Source organism: Streptomyces sp. HUAS TT11, assembly GCF_051553595.1.
In the GTDB taxonomy this organism is placed as follows: Bacteria; Actinomycetota; Actinomycetes; order Streptomycetales; family Streptomycetaceae; genus Streptomyces.
The window spans coordinates 6009780-6033488 of sequence record NZ_CP196184.1; the positions used below are offsets into that span (position 1 = coordinate 6009780).

Consider the following 23709-nt stretch of genomic DNA (forward strand, 5'->3'; position numbering starts at 1 on the left):
TGCTCCCGTGTGCCGGCAGGGCCCCTGCGCGGGGCCCGCGGCCGTCTGCCGTCTGCGGCACCAAAAGGCGCAAATGGGGTTGTTCGGCCATTCTGTGTGTCGAGAAGGAAGCCCTGCCCGATCTTCTCGTGATCGGCCACGGGCGACCCGGACATCACCACCCCACGTCGCCGACAGGGAAAGGTCCGCATGTGATGAACGCAGACGAGCCGGGGGCCGAGAGGCAGCCACGACGAATCGGGGCCGTGGTCGCAGCGACGAGCGTGGCCCTCGCGGCACTCGGTGCGGCGTCGCTGGTCTCGTGCACGAACAACAACAGCGGCAGTGGGACGGTCAGCCCGCGCCCCACACCACCGAACACCGCGTCGTTCTCGGGCACACCACCCTCCGCTCTGGCGTCGCTTGCCCAGTCCGCAGAGGCGTCCGCCCGCGCGTCGGCCTCGGCCGCGGAATCCTCTCTCTCGGCCCGCGCCTCCGAGTTCGAGGCCTCGGTGTCCGCCGACACCGCACGCAACGCCACGACCGCCGAGAGCGAGCTCAAGCATGTGCAGGGGAGGGGCAACGCAGTCTCCGACGTCAGCATGTCGGGCATGCCCAGGACCCAGACCGGTGGTGTCCTCGCCGTCCTGCTCACCATCACCAACAAGACCGACCAGAAGGCCTCCTACGCCGTCCAGGTCGACTTCGAGGACGCGGAGGGCCGCGTCGTCGAGACCCGCTACGCCGGTGCGCAGAACCTCGCCCCCGGCAAGAAGGAGCAGCCGATCGTCTTCAGCCGCCAGCCCGCCGAGCCCAAGCTGACGCCCCGCCTCGTCAAGGCCCAGCGCTACTGAGCCGGCAGGCGCCGGCCCCAGGGCTTTCCAGGCCTCCGTTCGAGCCCCCTCCCTTGTCGGGCGGGGGCTCGGCGACGTCCGGTGTGTCGCCGCACGGCGCGGCTCCCGCGGGCCGGCGGCCGCGTGCACCCCGGCCGCTGCCGAGCGGACTCTCACCCTGACGGCTTGATGGACGTGCGCCGGTGCCCGGGCCCTTCCAGGCTGGGAGGAGGCAGCTTGCGTACGTGCTGTCCCCGACGGGAAGAACGGCGGCCCGCACGAGCGCGTCGTGAAGGAGCTGACAGCTCATGAGACTTGTCGTTGACCTCAACCGGTGTCAGGGCTACGCGCAGTGCGCCTTCCTCGCCCCCGACGTGTTCACGATGCACGGCGACGAGGCACTGATGTACGACCCGCAGCCCGACGGCGAGCAGCGGGAGAACGTGCGGCGGGCGGCCGAGGCCTGCCCGGTCAAGGCCATCACGGTGGAGTACGGGGACGGTGCACCGGCCGCGGGAACGGCGGGTGCTTCCCGTGTCGGTTGACGGATATCTGGAGGCGTTCCGACGCCAAGGGCGCATCGTCGTCGTCGGCGCCTCGCTGGCCGGCCTTCGGGCCGCCGAGGCGCTGCGCGACGAGGGGTTCACCGGCACACTCACGATGGTCGGCGACGAGCCCCACGAGCCGTACGACCGGCCGCCGCTGTCCAAACAGGTACTGCTGGGCAGAGTGCCCCCCGACCACACGGCCCTGCCCCGGAGACGGCCGGTGGACGCCGAGTGGCGGCTCGGGGTGGCCGCGACCGGACTTGATCTGGCGGCCAAGCGGGTGCAGCTCTCCGACGGTGACTCGGTGGAGTACGACCGGCTGCTGATCACGACCGGGGTGCGGGCCCGGCCGTGGCCGCGTGAGCTGGAGGCCGAACTGGACGGGGTGTTCGTGCTGCGCACCCGGGACGACGCGAGACGGCTGCACCACCGGCTGAAGGCAGGACCCCGCGGGGTGCTGGTGATCGGGGCCGGATTCACCGGCTCCGAGATCGCCTCCGCCTGCCGTGAGCGAGGGCTGTCCGTCACGGTGGCGGAGCGTGGCGCGGCGCCCTTGGTGGGTGCCCTCGGTGGTGTGGTCGGCGAGGTGGCCGCGGAGCTGCACCGGTCCCACGGCGTCGATCTGCGGTGCGGCGTGCAGGTCACCGGGCTGGAGGGGGACGCCGCGGGCCGGGTGCGCACAGCGCACTTCTCCGACGGCAGCGCCGTCGAGGCCGAGGTCGCCGTCGTCGCGCTGGGCGCCACGCGCAACACCGAATGGCTGGCGGACTCGGGGCTCGGTGCCGGTCCGCGGGGGATCGCCTGCGACGCCGGATGCCGCGCCTTCGACGTACGGGGCATCGTCACCGACGACGTCTTCGTCGCCGGTGATGTCGCACGTTCCCCGCATCCGCTCTTCGGATACCAGTTCCTGTCCCTGGAGCACTGGGGCAACGCGGTCGCGCAGGCCGAGATCGCGGCCCACAACATGGTCAGCGCCAGCGCCGACCGCCGTCCCCACCTGTGGATGCCGTCGTTCTGGTCCGCGCAGTTCGGTATCAACATCAAGTCCGTCGGCGTCCCGCCCATGGCCGACCAGATCATCGTCACCCAAGGGTCCCTCGCGGAACACCGCTTCACCGCGGCCTACGGGCACCAGGGCCGCATCATCGCGGCCGTCACCTTCGACCAGGCGAAATGGCTCGACTTCTACGAACGTGAGATCGAGAGAGCCGCACCCTTCCCGCCCGAGTTCCCCACCGTCGACCGGCGGCCCGAGGGGATGCAGCCGGTGCCGGCCGGATTCCCCGATCCGTCCCTGCCCAGCCACGGTCCCACCGTCACCCTCAGCGGCCACTCGCCGACCGACCGGCGTATCACCTTCACCCCGCGACGCGCCTGACCGCACGCGCCTCCGCCCGGCCGAAGCACTCGGAAGGAACCCGCCATGACGTCGGTCGCGCTCCTGCACCGGATCACCGACTTCGCCAACCGCCCCGACCCGTATCCGCTCTACGCGGAACTCCGCAGGACCCCGGTCGTCCGCGACGAGGCCGGTCCCTACCTGGTCAGCACCTACTGGGAGATCAGAAGTCTGCTGCACGACCCGCGCATCAGCTCGGACGCCCGCAACCTGACCGCCGAGGCCGCCAGAGCCACCGGTCAGGACCAGGACCCGGACCTGCCCCCGAACTTCCTCAGGCTCGATCCGCCCGAGCACGACAGGCTGCGCCGGCTCGCCATGGCCCCCTTCGGCCCGCCGCAGACCCCCCGCCGGGTGTACGACATGCACGGAGAGCTCGCCGATGTGGTCGCCGGGCTCATCGACGGCTGCCGCGGCAAGGAGCAGATCGATCTCGTCGACGACATCTCCTATCCCTTCCCCGTCACGGTGATCTGCCGGCTGCTGGGCGTCCCGCGCGAGGACGAGAAGCTCTTCCACGAGTGGGCCGACACGATCGCCGCCGGGCTCGATCCCGTCGTCACGGACGAGGAGCGCGAAGCCAAGCTGCAATCCGTCCGGCGGGCTCGGGGGGAGCTGGCCGGCTATCTCGCCGGCCTCATCGAGGAACGTCGCCGCTCCCCCCGCGACGACATGCTGTCCGCCATGGCCACAGGCCACGGAGCGGACGGGCGGATGTCACCGGTGGAGATCATCACCACCTCCGCACTGCTGCTGATCGCCGGTCATGAGACCACGGTCAACCTCATCACGAACGGCATGCTCACCCTGCTCCGCAACCCGGACGTGCTCCAGCGGCTGAGGGCGGAGCCCGATCTCGCCGTCCCGCTCGTGGAGGAGCTCCTGCGCTTCGAGCCTCCCGTGCAGATGCTGCCGCAGCGCACCACGCTGGCCGACATCGACATCGCCGGAACCATCATCCCCAAGGGCGCGTCGGTCCATCTCATGCTGGCCTCCGGCAGCCGGGACCCCCAGCGCTTCACCGACGCCGGACGGTTCATCCCCGACCGCCCCGACAACCAGCACCTGGGCTTCGGGCACGGCCTGCACGCCTGCTTCGGCGCTCCCCTGGCCCGGCTCGAGGCCCAACTGGCCCTGACCGCACTGGTCCGCCGGCTCGACGCCCCGCACCTGGTCGAGGACCCGCCCCCCTACCGCCGCAACGCCGTTCTGCGAGGTCCCCGCCATCTGCCCATCGCCATCGGCGGAATCAAGGACTGAGGAGGACCCGGGCCGGACCACCCGATCCCCCCCCGCCGTGAGGAGGCGACCGTGGGACACGCCGTGGGCGATGTGCTGGGCCTGGCGGCCGGTGTGGCGGCCAGCCCGCTCCCCATCGTGGCGATCATCCTGCTGCTGGCCACCCCACGGGGGCGTCTCAACGGCAGCCTGTTCGCGTGCGGCTGGGTGCTGGGCCTTGCGCTGCTCGGCGCGATCATGCTGGCGGTGGGCGGCTCGGGTGGCGCGTCCGCGGACAAGCACCCGGCCACCTGGGTGGGGGTGCTGAAACTTGTTCTGGGAGTGCTGCTCGCCCTGTTCGCCGTCCGTCAGTGGCGCCGCCGGCCGACCGACGCGGCGCAGGCGAGGCTGCCGAAGTGGATGTCCGCGCTCGACCGCCTCACCCCGCTCAAGACCCTCGGCCTGGGGCTGTTGCTGTCGGCGGCCAACACCAAGAACGCCCCTCTGACCCTCGCGGCGGGAGCCTCGATCAGCTCCGCCGGGATCCCCGTGCCCCAGCAGATCGGCGCGCTCGTCGTCTTCGTCGTCATCGCGTCGCTCGGCGTCCTCGCACCGCCGGCCGTCTTCCTGGCCATGGGGGAGCGGGCCCAGAACGTTCTCGGTACCTGGCGGGACCGGGCCGTGCGGCACAACGCGGCCGTCATGGCCGCCCTGTTCTTCGTCCTCGGACTCAAACTGCTCGGTGACGGCATCGGCATCCTGGCCTCCTGAACGCGGCCCCGGAAGGCCGGTGGGGGGCCGGAGCCCGTCCGCGCCGGACACCCCCGCGGCCCGGGCCGTGCAGCGCCGGGCCGCGGGGGACGTCGTCCGGTGTGCCGACGGGGACTACTTGCTGACGGCGAAGCGCATCAGGGCGTGCTCGTCGCCCTGCTTGATCTTTCCCGTCGTATTGATCACTTCGAGCTTCCAACTGCCGCCGACACGCACGGCCTTGGCCACGGCGCAGCCGTTGTCCTGGGTGAGCAGACTCGGCCAGATGTCGGCGACCTGCTGGGAACTGCCCCCGGTCGCGTCGTAGACCTTGAAACTGATGTTGCGCGCCTTCTGGAAGGAACTGCCCTTCTTGAAGGCGGCGGCGACGAACACGATCGACGTGATCTGGGACGGAATCCGGGCGAACTCGACCGTCACGGTCTCGTCGTCGCCGTCCCCGCGCCCGGTCTGGTTGTCGCCGCTGTGCACCAAGGAGCCGTTGCCCATCGGGTCGAGGGAGTCGAGCCCCGCCAGACGCACGGGGTCCTGACCCTGCATGGCGACCGCGATGAGGTCGAGGTCCGTACCGGCCTTGCGGCGGAGCACGCCCATCACCCCGCCGCTGGCACCTGCGGTGGGATCCCAGGACACACCGATGGACAGGTGGGTCACTCCGTTCAGATCAGCGGGGCCGTCTTCCTTCGTGAGCGTAATCATGCGTCGATCATCCTCTTTGCGACGGGACTGCTACAGGCAAAGTCTGCCTGGAACTCGCGGATTCCACAGGGCCGGTCGACCCGTTGACGTTCCTGCGTTCGAAGTCGGTTCCCCGCCGGGGAGGTTGTTGTCGTCGAGGGACACCGGCGGCTCGGGGGCGGGCAGGGAGCCGTCGCCCGCATCCGTCCGGGCGGCCGGGGCGTCTACACCGGTATGGACCTGGAGAAGCCACCGCAGCAGCAGTCCGCCGAGGGCTGCCTGACCGTCGCGATCCGTCTGCCCGTGCGGATCGTCGTGTTCGTCCTGGTCGTTCCGGTGCGCATGGTGTGGGACGCGCTGGTCGTCGGCGGGCGGTTCGTGCGCGACACCGCGCTGCGGCCGGTGGGCCACGCCCTCGTGAGGGTGGCATGGGCGGTGCTCGTGTGGCCCTGGGTGATGCTGTGGCGACACGTGCTCGTGCCGCTCGGCCGGGGCACCGCCTGGCTGGGCCGTGTGCTCGCCGTCGCACCCGCCCTGTGGTTCCACCGGTACGTCCTCACGCCGTTCGGCCGTGGTGCCGCCCGGCTCTCGCGCGCGATCGGCGCCGGGGCGGCGTGGGTGTACGGCCGTGTGCTGACGCCGGTGGGGCACGTCCTTGCACGGCTGCTCAAGGGTGCGGGGTACGTCCTCACCGCCGTCGGGGCCGGTGCCTGCATGGCCCTGGTGTGGTTCGTGGGCCACGTGGTCGTCGTACCGGCCGGGTGGCTGCACCGGTACGTGCTGACGCCCCTCGGGCACGGTGTCGCCCGGCTCGCCGACTGTGTCGCGCGGCTCGTGCGTGTGATGCTCCACGCCGTCGGCGTCGCCCTGTTCTGGGTGCTGCGTGTGCTGCTCGTGCTGCCCGCGCTCGCCGTCCGGCGCCGGGTCCTCACCCCGGTCGTCGGCGTTCTCGCGGTCGTGGGGCGGGAGATCGCCGCCGCGATCGGCCACGCCTGGCGCGTCGCCGGACATTTCTCGCTCGCCGTCGGCCGTCTTCTCGGCACCCTCTTCCGTTGGTTCTTCGTGCAGCCCGTGCGCTGGGTGTACAGCACGGTGCTGACGCCGGTCGGGCACGTGCTGCGCGAGACGGTCCTGCGCCCGGCCGCCGAGGCGGCCCGCAGCGCCGGCCGGGCCACGCGGCAGGCGTTGGCCGCGGCGCGCGAGTCCGCCCGGCAGGCCCGCGCCGACCTCCGGCGCATGCTCCTCGGGGACCCGGGACAGCCGCAGGCCGTCACCGGGCGGGAACCCGAGGCCGGTGAGGCACGTACTCTTGGTAGCAGTACGACCGCTCTCACGAAGGACTGAACGACACTGGGCAAGCGACAGCCCGAAGGCCCGCCGCCCGCACCCGCGGTGCAGCGCATCCGACTGCGCTACACCAAGCGCGGCCGCCTCCGGTTCACCAGCCACCGTGACTTCCAGCGCGCCTTCGAGCGTGCGCTGCGCCGTGCCGAGGTGCCGATGGCGTACTCGGCGGGGTTCACGCCGCATCCGAAGGTGTCGTACGCCAATGCCGCACCCACCGGCACGGGCAGTGAGGCGGAGTACCTGGAAATCGCGCTCACCGAGGCGCGCGACCCGGACAAGCTGCGCGAACTCCTCGACGAGTCGCTGCCCGCCGGGCTCGACATCGTCGACGCGGTCGAGGCCCGGACGTCGGGCCTTGCCGACCGGCTGACGGCTTCCGTGTGGGAGCTGCGGCTGGACGGTGTGGACCCGGTGGACGCGCGGCGCGCGGTCGAGGCCTTCAACACGGCCGAGACCGTCGAGGTCCAGCGCATGACCAAGAACGGCGTCCGGACCTTCGATGCCCGTCCCGCCGTCGCGAGCCTTCAGAGCACCGACAAGCACCGTACGCAGCCCGCCACGGGCCTCGGCCCCGACGGAGCGGCTTACGTAGCGCACCATGATGGGCCGACGGGCCAGCCCTGTGCGATACTGCGGCTGGTTGTTCGGCACGTGACGCCTGCCGTACGACCCGACGACGTCCTGTCCGGTCTCCGCGCCGTGGCCGACCTGGCGCCGCCGGTCCCCGCAGCGGTGACCAGGCTGGCGCAGGGGCTGTTCGATGAAGAGACCGGCGCGGTGACCGACCCGCTCGCGCCCGACCGCGAGGCAGCAGCGACCGAGCCGATCTCGGCCGCCGCGACTGCCGCCGCGACGGCGCAGGGCTAGGGAAGGTCCCGCGGAGGGACGAACGTCGTAGCGCCGCCCTTGTACTCGGGAGCCACCTGGGTCGGGCAGCGCACCGACCACAAGACTTTCGCCAGGCCGTGCGCGACAAGGCGTACGGAACCGGTGAGACAGGACACAGAAAGCTCCCGTGCGGCGCCCGCGCCCAGGACGGCGGCACCGCGCATCGCGCGAGCCGCGGACGTCACCGGCATCCATGCCGGGCCAGGTGCGGCGCCCGGGAGCCTGACGGGAGATACCCCCGCATGCTCGAACCGATCGAACCCACCGAGGGTTCCGAGAACAACACACCCAGTGACACCCTGCCCCCGCGCCGGCGCCGTCGTGCCGCGTCGCGTCCGGCGGGACCGCCGGTGATCGCGGCCGACGCGGTAGGCGTCGAGACCGTGACGGCGCAGGCCGTACCTGCGGAGGAGACCGCAGAGGCCGTGGAGGCCCCTGAGGTCGAAGAGATCGAAGAGACCGAAGCGGTGGCCGAGGCACCGGTTGTCGCCGAGCCCGAGGTGGCTGTTCCGGCGCGTACGCGTCGTCGTGCCGCTCGCCGGGCTTCCGCGCCTGCCGGGTCGCCGGAGACCGCGGAGGCGGTCGAGGTGGTCGTGGCGGCCGATGCCGAGGGTGCCGTCGAGGCGCCTGCGGCTGCCGAGGCCGAGCCCGAGGTGGCTGCTCCGGCGCGTACGCGTCGTCGTGCCGCTCGCCGGGCTTCCGCGCCTGCCGGGTCGCCGGAGACCGCGGAGGCGGTCGAGGTGGTCGTGGCCGCCGATGCCGAGGGTGCCGTCGAGGCGCCTGTGGCTGCCGAGGCCGAGCCCGAGGTGGCTGCTCCGGCGCGTACGCGTCGTCGTGCCGCTCGCCGGGCTTCCGCGCCCGCCGGGGCGCCCGAGGCCGCCGAGACCGGCGAAGCCCCCGAGGCCCGAACGTCCGTGGCGACCGCCGAGCCGCAGATCGACGAGAGGGCCGAGGAGACCCCCGCGGCCGAGGAGGCGGCCCCGCGTCGCGCCCGTCGCCGGGCCACACGTCGCGTGTCCGCGCCCGCCGGCGCACCGGAGGCGGTCGAGGCGCCGGTGGCGGCGCCCGAGGGCGCGGAGACGCCCAGGACCGCCGAGGCCGAGCCGGCCGTCACCGAGGCGGCCGCCGCGTCGGAGACGGAGCAGCCCGCCGAGGAGACAGCCCCGCGTCGTGGCCGCCGGCGTGCGGCCCGCAAGGCCGCCACCGGATTCTCCGAGCCCGCGCAGTCCGCCGCCGACGAGGAGCCCGAGGCCGTGCAGCGGCCCGCGCGGCCCACCGTCGCCGTCTTCCAGGCGCCGGTCTTCACCGAGCCGATGTTCCAGACCCCCGAGCGGGCCGCGGCCGCCGCTGCTGCCGAGGCCGCGGAGGTGGAGGAGGACGAGCCCGAGACCGAGGCCGAGACCGAGACCGAAGCCGTGGCACCGCGCCGCCGTCGTCGCCGCCGTGGTGGCGACGAGGAGCCGGTGGCCGCGACGCCCGAGACCACCGACGAGGTGGAGGAGGACGAGGAGGAGCCGGAGGAGTCCGCCGAGGGCGAAGAGCCCGAGGAGGCCGGTTCCCGCCGTCGCCGCCGTCGCGGTGGCCGCCGTCGGCGCCGCGGTGAGGCGGCCGAAGGCGAGTCCGGGCACGGCGACGAGTCCGAGGAACTCGCCTCCGAGCAGGCGGAGCAGGACGCCGAGGACACCGCCGAGCAGCTCGAAGAGGACGCCGAGGACGCGGACGAGGACGAGCACCACGAGGATTCCTCGGGTGGCTCCAGCTCCAGCAGCCGCCGTCGCCGTCGGCGCCGCCGCCGGGCCGGCGACTCCGGCGTCGACGCCGAGCCGTCGTCCGACGACCCGGAGCGCACGGTCGTCAAGGTCCGCGAGCCCCGCAAGAAGGACGAGCGGTCCGGTGACGGCTCCGACGAGGTGCAGTCCATCAAGGGCTCGACCCGCCTCGAGGCCAAGAAGCAGCGCCGCCGCGAGGGGCGCGAGCAGGGCCGCCGTCGTGTCCCGATCATCACCGAGGCCGAGTTCCTGGCCCGGCGCGAGGCCGTCGAGCGCGTGATGGTCGTACGCCAGAGCGGCGAGCGCACGCAGATCGGCGTCCTGGAGGACGGCGTGCTCGTCGAGCACTACGTCAACAAGGAGCAGGCGACCTCGTACGTCGGCAACGTCTATCTGGGCAAGGTGCAGAACGTCCTGCCGTCGATGGAGGCCGCCTTCATCGACATCGGCAAGGGCCGCAACGCCGTGCTGTACGCGGGCGAGGTCAACTTCGAGGCGCTGGGCATGGCGAACGGGCCGCGCCGCATCGAGTCCGCCCTCAAGTCCGGTCAGTCCGTCCTCGTCCAGGTGACGAAGGACCCGATCGGCCACAAGGGCGCCCGTCTGACCAGCCAGGTCTCCCTGCCCGGCCGCTACCTCGTCTACGTGCCCGAGGGCTCGATGACCGGTATCAGCCGCAAGCTGCCCGACACCGAGCGGGCCCGGCTGAAGACCATCCTCAAGAAGATCGTTCCCGAGGACGCGGGTGTCATCGTGCGCACCGCGGCCGAGGGCGCGAGCGAGGAGGAGCTGCGCCGGGACGTCGAGCGGCTGCAGGCGCAGTGGGAGGAGATCCAGAAGAAGTCGAAGAACGGCAACGCCCCGACGCTGCTGTACGGCGAGCCGGACATGACCGTCCGCGTCGTGCGCGACATCTTCAACGAGGACTTCTCGAAGGTCATCGTCAGCGGTGACGAGGGCTGGGAGACCATCCACGGATACGTCTCGCACGTCGCCCCCGACCTGGCGGACCGTCTGCAGAGGTGGACCTCCGAGGTCGACGTCTTCGCCACCTACCGGATCGACGAGCAGCTCGCCAAGGCGCTGGACCGCAAGGTCTGGCTGCCCAGCGGCGGTTCGCTGGTGATCGACCGGACCGAGGCGATGGTCGTCGTCGACGTCAACACCGGGAAGTTCACCGGTCAGGGCGGCAACCTCGAGGAGACCGTCACCAGGAACAACCTCGAGGCGGCCGAGGAGATCGTCCGTCAGCTGCGGTTGCGCGACCTCGGCGGCATCATCGTCATCGACTTCATCGACATGGTGCTCGAGTCCAACCGGGACCTGGTGCTGCGGCGTCTGCTGGAGTGCCTGGGCCGGGACCGCACCAAGCACCAGGTCGCCGAGGTGACCTCGCTGGGCCTCGTCCAGATGACGCGCAAGCGCGTCGGACAGGGGCTGCTGGAGTCGTTCTCCGAGACCTGCGTGCACTGCAACGGCCGTGGCGTGATCGTGCACATGGACCACGCGCCCGCCGCGCCCGGCACCGGCAAGCGCCGCAAGCGCGGCCGGGGCGGCGCGGAGGCCGAGACGCACGAGGCGACGGTCACGACCGAGGAGATCGCGGAGGCCGAGGAGACCGAGGCCGAGGTGGTCGCCGAGGTGGCGGCGCCGGTCGCGATGCCCGAGCCCGAGTTCGCCCCGGACGAGGAGCTGTACAGCAGCGTCGCCGAGGCCGAGGCGGCCGCCTCCCGCGGTCGTACGCGGCGCCGTGCGACCCGTCGTGCGTCGGCTCCCGCGGGTGCTCCCCGCACCGAGGAGCGTGCGCCGAAGTCCCGTACGGACGAGCGTGCGCCGAAGGCACGGCACGAGGCCGAGACGGAGCCCGCGGCGGTCGAGGACCCGGTCGTCGAGGCGCCCCCCGCGCCGGTCGAGGAGGAGGCCGCGCCCAAGGGCCGTGCGCGCCGTCGTGCGACCCGCAAGGTGTCGGCGCCCGCCGGTTCGCCCGCGGAGAGCGTGGTGACGGTCGCCGAGACCGAGCCGCAGGCCGAGGCGCCGGCCGAACCCGCCGCTGAGCAGGCGCCCGAGCCGGCCGAGGCGACCGCCGAGAGCGCCGCTCCGGCCCGCCCGCGCCGACGTGCCGTGCGCAAGTCCACCGCGCCCGCCTCGTCCGAGGAGGCGGCCGTCGTGGTCGTGCCGGCGGCCGAGGCCGCCGGGGAGACGGAGGCCCCGGCCGAGGCCGAGGTGCCGGCGCCGGCCAAGAAGGCGGCGCGTACCACGGCGAAGAAGGCCACGGCGAAGAAGGCCGCCACCAAGAAGGCGACGGCCAAGAAGACCGCCGCCAAGAAGACCGTCGCGAAGAAGACGACGGCCAAGAAGGCGGCGGCGAAGAAGACGGCGGCGGCCGAGCAGCAGGCGCAGCCGGCGGTCTCGGCCACCACGGAGGACTGACCCGGCCCCCGTCCTCGGGGGCGCTGCGAGCGAAGAAGCGCGGAACACCGGTGAATTGACGGTGTTCCGCGCTTCTTTTGCGTGCGGCCGTGCCCTGGCCTTTCGTACAAGGTGATCACTGTGCTTGTCGGCCCCGCCATCGGCGGGTCAATCCGCGGTATCTCTGCCGTAACCCCGGGGAAAAACTCTGTTCCTTTGCTGGTAATGTGACTTCGGCCTTGGCGTCACCTTGCGTTGACGAAGTGAACGCCGGGCCACAGTCGACGTGCCCGCACGCTCCTTGTCGCCCGGCACGCCGGCTGTCGTCTCGCACGGGCCTTCTTTGGGGGGAGGCCCTCCGCGAAATCCGTTCGCCGTCACCCGACACGGGCGAACTGTCAGGGATGCGGACACGCGCGCACAAACGCCGTCCCTCCCCGACGCATGCGCAACGTGGTGCGCCCCTCGAGGACGCCGAAGAGGAGGGGGATGTCGTGTCCGACATTCATGAGCCGATACCTGCCGCCAGACCCGTGATCGGCGACGAGGAGATCGAGGCCGCGGTACGCGTCCTGCGCAGCGGCAGGGTGGTACAGGGCCCCGAGGTGGCCGCCTTCGAGGCGGAGTTCGCGGAGCTGGTGGACATGCGGCACTGCGTCGCGGTCAACTCCGGCACCTCGGCGCTGCACCTGACGCTGCTCGCCCTCGGTCTCGGGCCGGGCGACGAGGTCATCGTGCCGTCGTTCTCGTTCGCCGCATCCGCCAACGCCGTACGGCTCGTCGGCGCCGACGTGGTCTTCGCCGACATCGAGGCCGACAGCTTCTGCCTGGACCCGGCGGCGGTCGAGGCCGCCATCACGCCGCGCACCGCCGCGATCATGCCGGTCCATCTGTACGGCCACCCCGCGGCGATGGACCGGATCATGGCCATCGCCGAACAGCACGGTCTGGCCGTGGTGGAGGACGCCTGCCAGGCGCACGCCGCCGCCTTGCACGGAACGCCGGTCGGGGCCTTCGGCACCGCCGGAACGTTCAGCTTCTACCCGACGAAGAACATGCACAGCCTCGAAGGCGGCATGGTCACCACCGCCGACGCGGAGATCGCCCGCACCCTGCGCCTGCTGCGCAACCAGGGCATGGAGCAGCGCTACGCCAACGAGATCGTCGGCGCCAACATGCGCATGACGGACGTCTCGGCCGCGATCGGCCGGGTCCAGCGCGCCAAGCTCGAGGGCTGGACCGAGCAGCGCATCGCCAACGCCGCCTACCTGAGCGCGCACATCACCGCGTCGAACGTGGTCACGCCGCGGGTCGCCGAGGGCGCCCGGCACGTCTATCACCAGTACACCGTGCGCGTGCGGGGCGACCGCGACGCCGCCATGAAGCGCCTCGCCGACGCCGGTGTCGGCAACGCCGTGTACTACCCCACCCCGATCCACCGGCTGAAGCCGTACTGGGAGCCGGACCAGAAGGCCGGCCGCGTCTGGGACCTGCCCGAGACCGAGCGTGCGGCCGCCGAGGTCGTGTCACTGCCCGTGCACCCCGCCCTGTCCGCGCAGGACCTCGAGCGCATCGTCGCCGCGGTGAACACCCTGGGGGAGGAGCTGTGACCGCCGCCAGAGCTCTGCGGGCCGGACTCGTCGGCCTCGGTTCCATGGGGCGTCATCACGCCCGCGTCCTGGCAGGTCTGGAGGGCGTCGACTTCGTCGGCGTCGTCGACCCGATGGGCGACAAGTTCGGCGCCGCCCAGGGCGCGCCGATCCTCGACACCGTCCAGGAGCTCATCGCCCTGGGCGTCGACTACGCCGTCGTGGCCTGCCCCACGGCCATGCACGAGGAGGTCGGCCTGCAGCTCGCGGAGGCCGGCGTCTGCGCGCTGATCGAGAAGCCGGTCGCCGCCACCGTGGAAGGAGCGCGGCGCCTCGTCGAGGCCTTCGAATCGCGCGGCCTGGTGGCCGGTGTCGGACACATCGAGCGGTTCAACCCCGCGCTGCGCTCGCTGCGGGCCCGCCTGGAGGCCGGTGAACTCGGCGACGTGTACCAGGTCGTCACCCGGCGCCAGGGCCCCTTCCCGCACCGCATCGCGGACGTCGGCGTGGTCAAGGACCTCGCCACCCACGACATCGACCTCACCGGCTGGGTGACGGGTCGCGAGTATGTGTCCATCGCCGCGCACACCGTCTCCAAGAGCGGTCGCGAGCACGAGGACATGGTCTCCGCGGTCGGCCGCCTCGACGACGGCACCATGGTCAACCACCTGGTCAACTGGCTGAGCCCGCTCAAGGAGCGTTTCACCTCGGTCACCGGTGAACGCGGATGCTTCATCGCCGACACCCTGACCGCGGACCTGACGTTCCACTCCAACGCCGCGATGACGACCGAGTGGGAGGCGCTCCAGGCCTTCCGCGGAGTCTCCGAGGGTGACATGATCCGCTACGCCATCCAGAAGCGCGAACCGCTCCTGGTCGAGCACGAGCTCTTCCGCGACGCCGTACTCGGCAGGCCCGCCGACATCTGCACGCTCCGGCAGGGGACGCGGACGGTGGAAGTGGCGGCGGCGGTACTGGAGTCGGCGCTGGACAACCGCAGCATTTCGCTCGAGTCGGAGGACCTGGCTTTCCATGGCCGTTGAGCACCGGCGGTGGTACAACGCCGACTGCTCCGCAATTCTGCGCGTTCTTCCCCTCAGCGCCCGGCGGTCCACGGCCGCGGGAGACCAGGAGCCGGAAAATGAGCACCGCACCTGATGTCAGCGTGATCGTCGCTGTCTACAACACCATGCCCTACCTGACGGAGTGCCTGGACTCCCTCCTCGGGCAGAGCATCGGCCGGGACCGGCTGGAGATCGTCGCCGTCGACGACGGCTCCACCGACGACAGCGGCGCCGAACTCGATCGCTTCGCGGCCGAGTACCCGGACACCGTGAAGGTGCTCCACCAGGCCAACTCCGGTGGCCCCGCGGCCCCCAGCAACCGGGCGCTGGACGTCGCCACGGGCCGCTACGTCTACTTCATCGGCTCCGACGACCACCTCGGCGAGGAGGCGCTGGAGCGCATGGTGGCCTGCGCCGACGAGCACGGCTCGGACGTGGTCGTCGGCAAGATGGTGGGCACCAACGGGCGTTACGTCCACCAGGCGCTCTACAAGGAGAACAACCCGGACATCGGGCTCACCGACTCCGCGCTGCCTTGGACCCTCGCCAACACCAAACTGTTCCGCCGGGAGCTGGTCGAGGCGCACAAACTGCGCTTCCCCGAAGACCTGCCCGTGGGCAGCGACCAGCCGTTCACCATCGAGGCGTGCGTGCGCGCCCGGAAGATCGCGGTGGTGGCCGACTACATCTGCTACTACGCGGTCAAGCGGGGCGACGCCAGCAACATCACCTACCGGGCGGACCACATGGCCCGGCTGCGCTGCACCGCCGAGATCATGGACTTCACGGCCGGGCTGATCGAGGAAGGCCCGCAACGGGACGCCGTCCTGCGCCGGCACTTCACCTGGGAGCTGGCCAAGCTCGTCCAGGACGACTTCCCGGCGCTGGACCGCGCCCTGCAGAAGGACATCTGCGCGGGCATCGGGAAGCTCGCTGACGCCTACTTCACCGCCGGGATCCGCGACGCCATGGACGTCAAGCGCCGAGTGCGCATCGCGCTGGCCCGGGCCGGGGCGGTGGACGAGCTGTGCGAGGCGATCACCTCCGAGAAGGAGGACGGCGCACCTCCGTTCGTCGTCGAGGGCGAACGCGCCTACGCCCGCTACCCCGGGTTCCGCAGCCCGCTGATCGGTGTGTCCGACCGGGTCTACGAACTCGTGGGCGAGGCGGTTCCGGGACGCCTCGCCAAGGGCACGGAACTGCTCGCCTCGGCATGGGAGCAGAAGGGCGACGGGCTGACCTACACGGCCTCCGTCAGGGTGCCCGTCCTCGGTGACGTCGACGGCGCCTCCCTGCGGCTCGTCCAGGGCGCCATGCCCAAGTCGGCGGACAAGCCCGGGGCCAGGAAGCTGCCGGCCGACCACAGCCTGCCGGAGCCCACGGGCCGGTGCACGACCGAACCGGCCGAGGACGGTGGCGCCACCGTGCTGCACGCCCGGCTCCCGCTGGAGAGACGCACCGGCAAACTGGGCGTCCGCGTCTACCTGGACGTCGCCGGTTCGACGTACGAGATCCCCGTGCGCGGCAAGGACAAGCCCATGCCGCTGTCCCGCCGGTGGGGCCGCGAGGAGGACCCCTACCGGGCGGCGGCCCTGGTGAACGACAAGGGACGCGTCGTGATCGCCATCGCTCAGATGTTCCCGCCGAAGCAGTCATTGGCCTCCCGGGTGAAGGCAGCCCTCGCCCGTCGCCTGAAGCCCCGCTCCGTCGGCTCGAAGCCGAACGGTGCCAAGAAGTCGAACGGTTCCAAAAGGAAGTAGCCACCGTCCATGAACATCTGTGTAGTAGCGCTCGGCAAGATCGGGCTTCCGCTGGCGGTGCAGTTCGCCTCCAAGGGCCACCGGGTCATCGGCGCGGACGTCAACGAGAAGGTCGTCGAGCTGGTCAACGCCGGCACCGAGCCGTTCCCCGGTGAGCACGACCTGGACGTCAAGCTCAAGCAGGCGGTCGACGCCGGGCTGCTGAGCGCGACCACGGACACCGCGTCCGCGGTCGCCGAGTCCGAGGCCGTCGTCGTGGTCGTGCCGCTGTTCGTGGACGCCGAGGGCGTGCCGGACTTCGGCTGGATGGACGCGGCCACCAAGGCGATCGCCCAGGGCCTCAAGCCCGGCACGCTCGTCTCCTACGAGACCACGCTGCCGGTCGGCACCACGCGTACCCGCTGGGCGCCGATGCTGGCCGAGGGCTCGGGCCTGACCCCGGGTGAGGACTTCCACGTCGTCTTCTCGCCGGAGCGGGTCCTCACGGGCCGTGTCTTCGCGGACCTGCGCCGCTACCCGAAGCTGGTCGGTGGCATCGACGAGGCGTCGACGGCCCGCGGTGTGACGTTCTACGAGCAGGTCCTCGACTTCGACGAGCGCGCGGACCTGCCGCAGGCGAACGGCGTCTGGGACCTGGGCACCGCCGAGGCCTCCGAGCTCGCCAAGCTCGCCGAGACCACCTATCGGGACGTCAACATCGGCCTGGCCAACCAGTTCGCGCGCTTCGCCGACAGCAACGGCATCGACGTCAAGAAGGTCATCGAGGCCTGCAACTCGCAGCCCTACAGCCACATCCACCAGCCGGGCATCGCCGTCGGCGGCCACTGCATCCCGATCTACCCGCGGATGTACCTGTGGAACGACCCGGCCGCCACCGTCGTGCGCTCCGCCCGCGAGGCGAACGCCGCGATGCCGCAGTACGCGGTGGACCTGCTGGCGGCCGCGTACGGCGAACTGACCGGTGTGAACGTCCTCGTGCTGGGCGCGGCCTACCGCGGCGGCGTGAAGGAGACGGCGTTCTCGGGTGTCTTCCCGACCGTCGAGGCGCTCAAGGCGCGCGGTGCCGTCCCCTTCGTCTCGGACCCGATGTACACGGCCGAGGAGCTGACGGCGCTCGGTCTCACCCCGCACGCCGGCGAGACGGTCACCGCGGCGATCCTCCAGGCCGACCACGCCGAGTACCGCGAGCTGGCCCCGGCCGACCTCCCGGACGTCACGGTCCTGGTCGACGGGCGCCGTACGACCGACCCGGAGGCCTGGAAGGGCGTCCGGCGGGTCGTCATCGGCGGCTGAACCACCACCGCGTCGCAGACGTCCTCGGCCCTGCCTCATGCACATGAGGCAGGGCCGAGGACGTACGGGGGGCTAGCGTGCGCCCATGACGGGCCGGGGGTCGGTCTGCCGGGGCCGGTGGAAGGACGGACCGACGCGTCGCAGCCATCGCTCGGCGGGATGCTCGACACAGTGGTAGGCCAGGGCCGCGACGGTCAGGCTGACCGCCAGCACACCCGCCCAGAACGCGAGCGTCGCGAGGCCGGGGGCGGGCTTGCCCCAGACGAAGACAGCCGTCCGGATCACGATCTCGTGGCTCAGATACCAGGCGAACGACCAGTGCCCCAGCCTGATCATCCATGGCCCGCCCAGCCCTGTGCGGCTGCCGTCCAGGTCGGCGCGCGTGGCCGCGCAGATCAGCGCTGCGAAGACGGGCGCCGAAAGCCATTGGGAGGCGGAATAGGGGCCGTACCAGAGCGCGTCCGGTACCGCGTTCGACCAGGGGATCAGAACCAGGTGCCAGCCGATGACGAGGCCTATGGCCACCGGCAGGGGCAGGCGAGGCCGCCAGCCGCGCTTGAGCGCGAGACCGGCCACCACGCCCAGCACGAACTGCAGGGAGCGGGTCAGCGGCAGATAGTCGAGCGCCCAGCCGCGCGTGACGGGCGGCAGACCGGACAGGGCGGGCCACAGAACGAGGGCGGCGCAGACGACGGAGATCGCCGTCCACAGCCAGACCCTGGCGCGGCGTCCGGCGAGCAGGGCGAGTAGGGCGGGGAAGATCAGATAGAACCAGGCCTCGTCGCTGAGCGACCAGGCCGCCGGGTTGCCGCCGGTGAAGATGACCGGTTTCGGGAACCACGCGTGCACCAGGAGCAGGGTCGCGGCCACGGCCTTGAGCGACACGGGACGGTCCATGACGGCCCAGACCGCGACCGAGGCACCGACGCTGACGGCGAGCAGGGGCCATATCCGGGCGAAGCGTCGCCACAGGAAGACCCGGGTGGGTACGCGCGCGCCGTCGTACGTCCAGGCGAGAACGACGCCTGACAGGACGAAGAAGAACGTCACGCCGCTGCGGCCGTACCAGACCGTCTCGCTGAGCCAGGGCACGGGGCCGACCTGACGCGACAGGTGGTACAGGACGACCAGCAGAGCCGCCCAGAACCGGAGCCCGGTCAGTGAGGGCAGCCGGTCGCGACCGGTCCCCGGTATGGAGGTCATGGGCGATCCTTCAGTGTTCGCAGAACAGGAGGCGGTCGAACTCCCCGCGCACGACCGGCTGGTCCCGGGCCACCGACGGGTGCGTGGCGACCGCCCGAGCGGAGTCGGACTTCACCTCGTGAGCCGCGGTGACCCCGGTGCCCCGAGCGGCGGCAGCGAGGACCCGGACGGCCCGGCCATGGGCCGGACCCGTACGGGCGGTTGCGCACAGCAGGTCGGCCCGGTCCGGGCCGTCGGCCGCACACGAGGTGACCGGCGGGAGGACGAAGCGGGGCAGTCCCGAAGCGACCGCCGCACATCGCCGGGCACGAGCGCCGGCTCCGGTCCGCGGCAGCCGCGGGTGCTGCGAGCCGTGGGCCGGCGTCCCGGTCGGGCGGCGCTCGGCCGACGTCATGCCCGGCGGGCCTCTGCGAGGCGCGGCGGACGCACGGTCTCCGTCAAGTGCCGGGCACCTGGGGCCATCAGCAGGCCGCGGGTGAAACGGGCGGCGTGGGCACGTGCGTCGGCGCGCTGCTCGTCGGTCGCCTCCACCGCCATCCGGGCCGCCCTGACGAACGCGTCGGCGAGGCCCTCCTCGTCGAGACCGCAGGCTCCGGTCCACAGCGGATGCCCCTCCAGCACGGTGGAGGCGTCGTGGTCCACCTCGTGGGCGGAGACCACGGGCAGCCCGGAGGCCATGAACTCGTACACCTTGCCCGAGGTGACGAAGCGGCCGCCGACGAGCATCAGCACCAGCGCGTCCCAGCGGCCGTAGGTCCCCGCGACCTCCGCCTTGGGTACGGGGCCGCCGAAGAGCACACCGTCGGCCTCGGCCTGCCGGATGAGCTTCATATGGTCGTTGGCCTCGCGGCTGGCGCCCGCACCGATGTGCCCGCGGATCTCGAACCGGGAACGGGCGACGAGCGGGTCGCGTTCCCGCGCGGTCCGCCAGCCGTCCAGGACGGTGGCGAGGAAGCTGGGCTTGAAGTTGACCGAGCCCAGGTAGCCGAAGGTCAGACCCTTCTCCGGGTCCGGTATGCCCTGGGCGGCCGGAACGCTGTCCGGGTCGAACCCGTTGCGTACCACATGAACCCGTTCCGCGAGCCGGGGATAGCGCTCCCGGTAGAAGTCGGCGATCGGGTCGTTGACACACCAGACGGCCACGGCCTCCGACAGGACGCGCTCCTCCCAACGACCCGCCTCGGAGTCACGGGTGAAGGCCTCGCCACCTCCGATGACGTCGACCGACCAGCCGTCCCGGAAGTCGATCGCGTACGGAACCTTGTGGGTCTCCCACAGCTTCCACGCGGCGGCCAGATTGACGTACGGAGCACAGCTCGCCACCAGCAGGTCGGCCGGCAACTCGCGATGGATGTCCAGGAGACCCTGCTCCAGCGCACCCCGCCAGCCACCGAACACCAACTCGGGGAAATGCTCCAGGTGACGTTCGCGTTCCTGCTTGGCCCAGCGCACAGGGCTGAGCGCCCGCTGCTCGGTGAACCGGCGGATGTCGGTCTCCAGGTCCTCGCGGGCCAGTGGGAGTTCGACGATCCGTACCCGCGGGTCCACCGGGTCGGAGAGCGTGTGGTCCAGACCGTACTCACGCTCCCAGGACTCCTCCGCGATGGTGAGCACGGTGACGTCCCAGCCGAGTGCGACGAACTGGTTCGCCGTCTCGCGCATGCGGTACGCACAGCTCTTGGCAGCCGGCGGGAAACCGATGGCGAGGTAGATCATGTGCGGGCGGGTTCCGTCGGGCCGGGGGCCCGTCGTCCTGGTGCCGGACGACAGGACCTCTCCGGTGCCCGGTGTCCTGAGCCGCTTGATCACATTTCGCAAGGAGTGCTCCGAGAGACTGGTCGAAACGGTGACGGGAGCGAACGGCCGGATCAGCTCCCGACGATCGCCTGGACGGCGCGTACCGCGGCGTTGCCGTCACCGTACGGCGTACCGCGAGGGCCCTCCGGGGCGGGACGCGTGGCGAGTTCGGCGAAGGCGGGGGTCTCGTGCGGGTCCGGCACGAGCATGTTCCAGCCACCCTCGAGGGTTTCCACCCACTCGGTCTCCGGACGAACGGTGGTGCAGGCGCGGCCCAGCAGGAAGGCCTCCTTCTGCAGGCCGCCGGAGTCGGTGACAACACCGGCGGAGCCGAGGACCGCGCCCACAAGCCCGGCGTAGGGGAGTGGACGGCCGACGTGCACCGCGCCCTGGTCCAGCTTGATGCCGTGCTCCTCGGCGCGGGCCACCAGGCGCGGATGCGCCAGCAGCGCCACGGGGACCGGAAGCGCGCTCAGGGAACCGATGATCGCCGCGAGCCGCTCAGGGTCGTCCGTGTTGTCCGGACGGTGCAGCGTGGCCACGAGGTAGGGGGCGTCGGCGTCGATTCCCTCGGGCAGTGCCGGGCGCGGGTGGTCGCCGGCCAGGACGGCGTCCCGGACCCGCAGGCACACGTCCACCATGACGTCCCCGACGAGCGTGGCGCGCTGGGCCAGGCCCTCGTTCGCGAGGTGGCGCATCGCCTCCTGCGTGGGCGCGAGCAGCAGGTCGGCGGCGTGGTCGGTGAGGACCCGGTTGTGCTCCTCGGGCATCCGTCGGTTGAAGGAGCGCAGACCGGCCTCGAGGTGGGCGACGCGGTAGTGCAGCTTCACGGCCGAGAGAGCACCGGCCACGGTCGAGTTCGTGTCGCCGTACACCAGGACCCAGTCGGGCTTCTCCGCCTCCAGTACCTTGTCCATGGCGGCGAGGACGGCTCCGGTCTGCGCACCGTGGCTGCCGGATCCCACCCCGAGGTGCACGTCGGGGTCGGGGATGCCCAGGCCGGAGAAGAAGACATCGGAAAGGTCGGCGTCGTAGTGCTGGCCGGTGTGCACGATGACGTGCCGGTGCGCCGTGCCGGCGAAGGCAGCCGCTATGGGCGCGAGCTTGACCAGCTGGGGACGGGCCCCCACCACACTGATGACCTTCACGTGCGCTGCTCCTGCCGGGTAAACGTAGACGAATGTGCGAGTGAACCCAGATCATACGGGTGGGGGGTGGAGCCCTCGTCGCCTGCCGGTGGCGAACCCCGGCTCGCTGCCTCTTGGCCGGCGTTTTACTGACGGTATGCTTGGCGCGGCCGGGTTGTGTGGCCGTGCCTTTGCGCCCAAGTGCACTGCACGAGACGCCCGCTTGAACTGAACGTGTCTGCGAGCTCGATTGTCGTGTGGGCTCCTGCGACGTGCCAGAAGCTTTCCCATCACGAAAGGCACACACCTATATGGAGCTCGACAGCGCCGCCGGGCAGAGATCGCCTCGAGGCTCGCGAGGCCGGATTGTGATGCTCGTCGACAACGGCGTCAGGAACGACTCGCGCGTGCAGAAGTCGGCAAGGTCCGCCGCCGAAGCGGGATGGGAGGTCGTCCTCTTCGGGATATCGCCCACTCGCGAGATCCAGACCTGGAACATCGGCGGTGCCGAGGTCCGTCTGGTGCCCAAGCCCGGCCCGCTGTGGCCCCGCAGGCAGGAACTGCGCGGCCTGCGCTACCGCAGCCCGCTGGCGTACCGGTCGCCCAAGATGGCCTCGTACCGGGAGCAGCACGTGAAGGCGTGGCGCGCGGACCTCCGGTTCCGTGCGGAAGCGCACAAAGCCGGCGGACCCGGCCGTCCCAGTGCCGGCGGTTCGTCGGCCCGGCTGATCGTGCCCAAGGCCGCCGCGAAGGCGATGAGCAAGTGGGTCTCCCTTCGGGCGCGCGCCACGCGACGGGCCAAGAGCCGGCGGGACAACTTCGACGCCCCGTTCGACAAGGCGCTCACCCGCTTCTGGCAGCTGACCATGGGCGAGCGTGCCTGGCGTCGGCTGCTGCCGTACCTGTGGGACTACGAGTTGGCGTTCGGCAAGCACATCGACGCTCTCGAGCCCGACCTGATCCACGCCCACGACTTCCGCATGCTCGGCGTGGGCGCCCGCGCAGCCGTCCGCGCCCGGGCCAAGGGGCGCCCTGTCAAGCTCGTCTGGGATGCGCACGAGTTCGTCCCCGGACTGCATTCCCAGCACGAGCGCTGGCTCCCGGGTCATGTGGCCTGGGAGAAGGAGCACGCGGTCTTCGCCGACGCGGTGATCACCGTCTCGCCTTCGCTCGCAGAGCTGCTGGTGAAGGGCCATCAGCTGGAGGAGACGCCCTACGTCGTCCTGAACGCCCCCGTCATGTCGCCGGACCCGGAGGAGGCGGCGGCCGCCGATCCCACACCGGACCTGCGCGAACTGTGCGGGGTCGGCAAGGACACCCCGCTGCTCGCCTACTGCGGTGGTATCAACCCGGTACGCGGCGTGGAGACCATGATCGAGGGTCTCCAGTTGATGCCCGACGTTCATGTGGCACTGGTCTCCACTCCGCCCGGCAAGCCGTTCGCGGCCACTGCCAAGATCGTGCAGCTGGTCGAGGAGCTGGACCTCGGCGACCGTGTTCACGTTCTCCCCTTCGTGCCGCACTGGCAGGTACCCGAGTTCCTGTCCACGGCCGACGCGGCGGTCAGCCCGCTGCACCACCTGCCCAACCACGAACTGGCCCTGAGCAACAAGTTCTTCGAGTACTCCCAGGCCAAGCTCCCGCTGGTGGTCAGTGACATCCGCACCATGGCCGACATGGTCGAGAAGACGGGGCAGGGCGAAGTCTTCAAGGCACAGGACGTCGAGGACTACGTCCGCGCGGTCAAGGCCGTCCTCGCCGACCCCGAGCGTTACCGGGCGGCCTACGACGATCCGGGGCTGCTGGAGAAGTGGACCTGGGAGGCCCAGGCCGAGGTATTGGACGAGGTGTACAGCCGGCTGCTGCCGGATACCGAGGCCCCGGCCACGTCGAAGGCCCGGCAGCAGTAGGCGCCTGCCCCGGGAGGGCCGGGGCAGGCAGACAGCGCCGTGCGACCGGACGGCTGTGGCCGACCGCGTCGGCCCGGCGGAGGAAGACCCGCGGGTCCCTGCACCCCACCGCCTTCGCCAGGCA

At 71.4% G+C, this 23709-nt stretch carries 18 protein-coding genes; 13 read left to right on the forward strand and 5 right to left on the reverse strand.

From position 1 onward, the window contains the following. Nucleotides 1-194: 194 nt before the first annotated feature. The 5 genes from ACSHXN_RS26815 (at nucleotide 195) to ACSHXN_RS26835 (ending at nucleotide 4751) form a co-directional block, all read left to right on the forward strand. Nucleotides 195-833, forward strand: a complete 639-nt coding sequence (locus ACSHXN_RS26815) for an FxLYD domain-containing protein (protein ID WP_438303862.1) — start codon at nucleotides 195-197, stop codon at nucleotides 831-833. Between the two features lie 287 nt (nucleotides 834-1120). Then, complete coding sequence (locus ACSHXN_RS26820; RefSeq protein ID WP_355137585.1) at nucleotides 1121-1357, forward strand: ferredoxin; 237 nt, start codon at nucleotides 1121-1123, stop codon at nucleotides 1355-1357. Next, nucleotides 1347-2741 (forward strand): NAD(P)/FAD-dependent oxidoreductase, encoded by a 1395-nt coding sequence (locus ACSHXN_RS26825; protein ID WP_438303864.1) that lies wholly within the window; start codon nucleotides 1347-1349, stop codon nucleotides 2739-2741. Before ACSHXN_RS26820 ends, ACSHXN_RS26825 begins: the two co-directional genes overlap by 11 nt. 45 nt (nucleotides 2742-2786) lie before the next feature. Continuing rightward, nucleotides 2787-4022, forward strand: a complete 1236-nt coding sequence (locus tag ACSHXN_RS26830) for a cytochrome P450 (RefSeq protein ID WP_355801379.1) — start codon at nucleotides 2787-2789, stop codon at nucleotides 4020-4022. Nucleotides 4023-4073: 51 nt separating this feature from the next. Next, nucleotides 4074-4751 carry a GAP family protein gene (locus ACSHXN_RS26835; protein WP_438303865.1) on the forward strand — a complete coding sequence of 226 codons (678 nt, stop codon included), beginning with the start codon at nucleotides 4074-4076 and terminating at the stop codon, nucleotides 4749-4751. Nucleotides 4752-4865: 114 nt separating this feature from the next. Here ACSHXN_RS26835 and ACSHXN_RS26840 read toward each other — a convergent pair whose 3' ends face one another. Beyond that, complete coding sequence (locus ACSHXN_RS26840) at nucleotides 4866-5450, reverse strand: TerD family protein (protein WP_220294108.1); 585 nt, start codon at nucleotides 5448-5450, stop codon at nucleotides 4866-4868. A gap of 213 nt (nucleotides 5451-5663) precedes the next feature. Here ACSHXN_RS26840 and ACSHXN_RS26845 point away from each other — a divergent pair, with 213 nt between their 5' ends. The 7 genes from ACSHXN_RS26845 (at nucleotide 5664) to ACSHXN_RS26875 (ending at nucleotide 17548) form a co-directional block, all read left to right on the forward strand. Beyond that, entirely contained in the window at nucleotides 5664-6773 is a 1110-nt protein-coding gene (locus ACSHXN_RS26845; RefSeq protein ID WP_356293993.1) for a hypothetical protein, read from the forward strand. 48 nt (nucleotides 6774-6821) lie between these two features. Continuing rightward, a complete protein-coding gene (locus tag ACSHXN_RS26850; RefSeq protein ID WP_355137594.1) occupies nucleotides 6822-7643 on the forward strand; it encodes a TIGR03936 family radical SAM-associated protein in 822 nt (273 codons plus the stop codon). Between the two features lie 263 nt (nucleotides 7644-7906). After that, nucleotides 7907-11863 (forward strand): Rne/Rng family ribonuclease, encoded by a 3957-nt coding sequence (locus ACSHXN_RS26855; RefSeq protein WP_438303866.1) that lies wholly within the window; start codon nucleotides 7907-7909, stop codon nucleotides 11861-11863. A gap of 473 nt (nucleotides 11864-12336) precedes the next feature. After that, complete coding sequence (locus ACSHXN_RS26860; RefSeq protein ID WP_356293999.1) at nucleotides 12337-13452, forward strand: DegT/DnrJ/EryC1/StrS family aminotransferase; 1116 nt, start codon at nucleotides 12337-12339, stop codon at nucleotides 13450-13452. Between the two features lie 44 nt (nucleotides 13453-13496). Beyond that, the gene (locus ACSHXN_RS26865; protein ID WP_383353862.1) at nucleotides 13497-14474 is read left to right on the forward strand and encodes a Gfo/Idh/MocA family protein; all 978 of its coding nucleotides are present in this window, start codon (nucleotides 13497-13499) and stop codon (nucleotides 14472-14474) included. 98 nt (nucleotides 14475-14572) lie between these two features. Continuing rightward, entirely contained in the window at nucleotides 14573-16255 is a 1683-nt protein-coding gene (locus tag ACSHXN_RS26870; RefSeq protein WP_438303867.1) for a glycosyltransferase family 2 protein, read from the forward strand. A gap of 9 nt (nucleotides 16256-16264) precedes the next feature. Next, nucleotides 16265-17548: a nucleotide sugar dehydrogenase gene (locus ACSHXN_RS26875; RefSeq protein ID WP_355137604.1), complete on the forward strand. Its 1284-nt coding sequence runs from the start codon at nucleotides 16265-16267 to the stop codon at nucleotides 17546-17548. A 72-nt stretch (nucleotides 17549-17620) separates the two neighbouring features. Here the strand turns inward: ACSHXN_RS26875 and ACSHXN_RS26880 are convergent, their stop codons facing one another. Genes ACSHXN_RS26880 through wecB form a run of 4 tightly spaced genes read right to left on the reverse strand, consistent with a single transcriptional unit; the run spans nucleotide 17621 to nucleotide 21696 of the window. Further along, a complete protein-coding gene (locus ACSHXN_RS26880) occupies nucleotides 17621-18751 on the reverse strand; it encodes an acyltransferase family protein (protein ID WP_355137606.1) in 1131 nt (376 codons plus the stop codon). A 10-nt stretch (nucleotides 18752-18761) separates the two neighbouring features. After that, on the reverse strand, nucleotides 18762-19145 hold the full coding sequence (locus tag ACSHXN_RS26885; RefSeq protein WP_356111431.1) for a hypothetical protein: 384 nt from the start codon (nucleotides 19143-19145) through the stop codon (nucleotides 18762-18764). Beyond that, nucleotides 19142-20560: a glycosyltransferase gene (locus tag ACSHXN_RS26890; RefSeq protein WP_438306505.1), complete on the reverse strand. Its 1419-nt coding sequence runs from the start codon at nucleotides 20558-20560 to the stop codon at nucleotides 19142-19144. The genes ACSHXN_RS26885 and ACSHXN_RS26890 overlap by 4 nt, the downstream gene beginning before the upstream one ends. A gap of 59 nt (nucleotides 20561-20619) precedes the next feature. Then, nucleotides 20620-21696 (reverse strand): non-hydrolyzing UDP-N-acetylglucosamine 2-epimerase, encoded by a 1077-nt coding sequence (gene wecB, locus ACSHXN_RS26895; RefSeq protein ID WP_355137608.1) that lies wholly within the window; start codon nucleotides 21694-21696, stop codon nucleotides 20620-20622. A 386-nt stretch (nucleotides 21697-22082) separates the two neighbouring features. Between wecB and ACSHXN_RS26900 the strand changes: the two genes are divergently transcribed. Next, nucleotides 22083-23585, forward strand: coding sequence for a glycosyltransferase family 4 protein (locus tag ACSHXN_RS26900; RefSeq protein WP_383353678.1), 1503 nt, complete (start codon nucleotides 22083-22085; stop codon nucleotides 23583-23585). Nucleotides 23586-23709 lie beyond the last annotated feature (124 nt).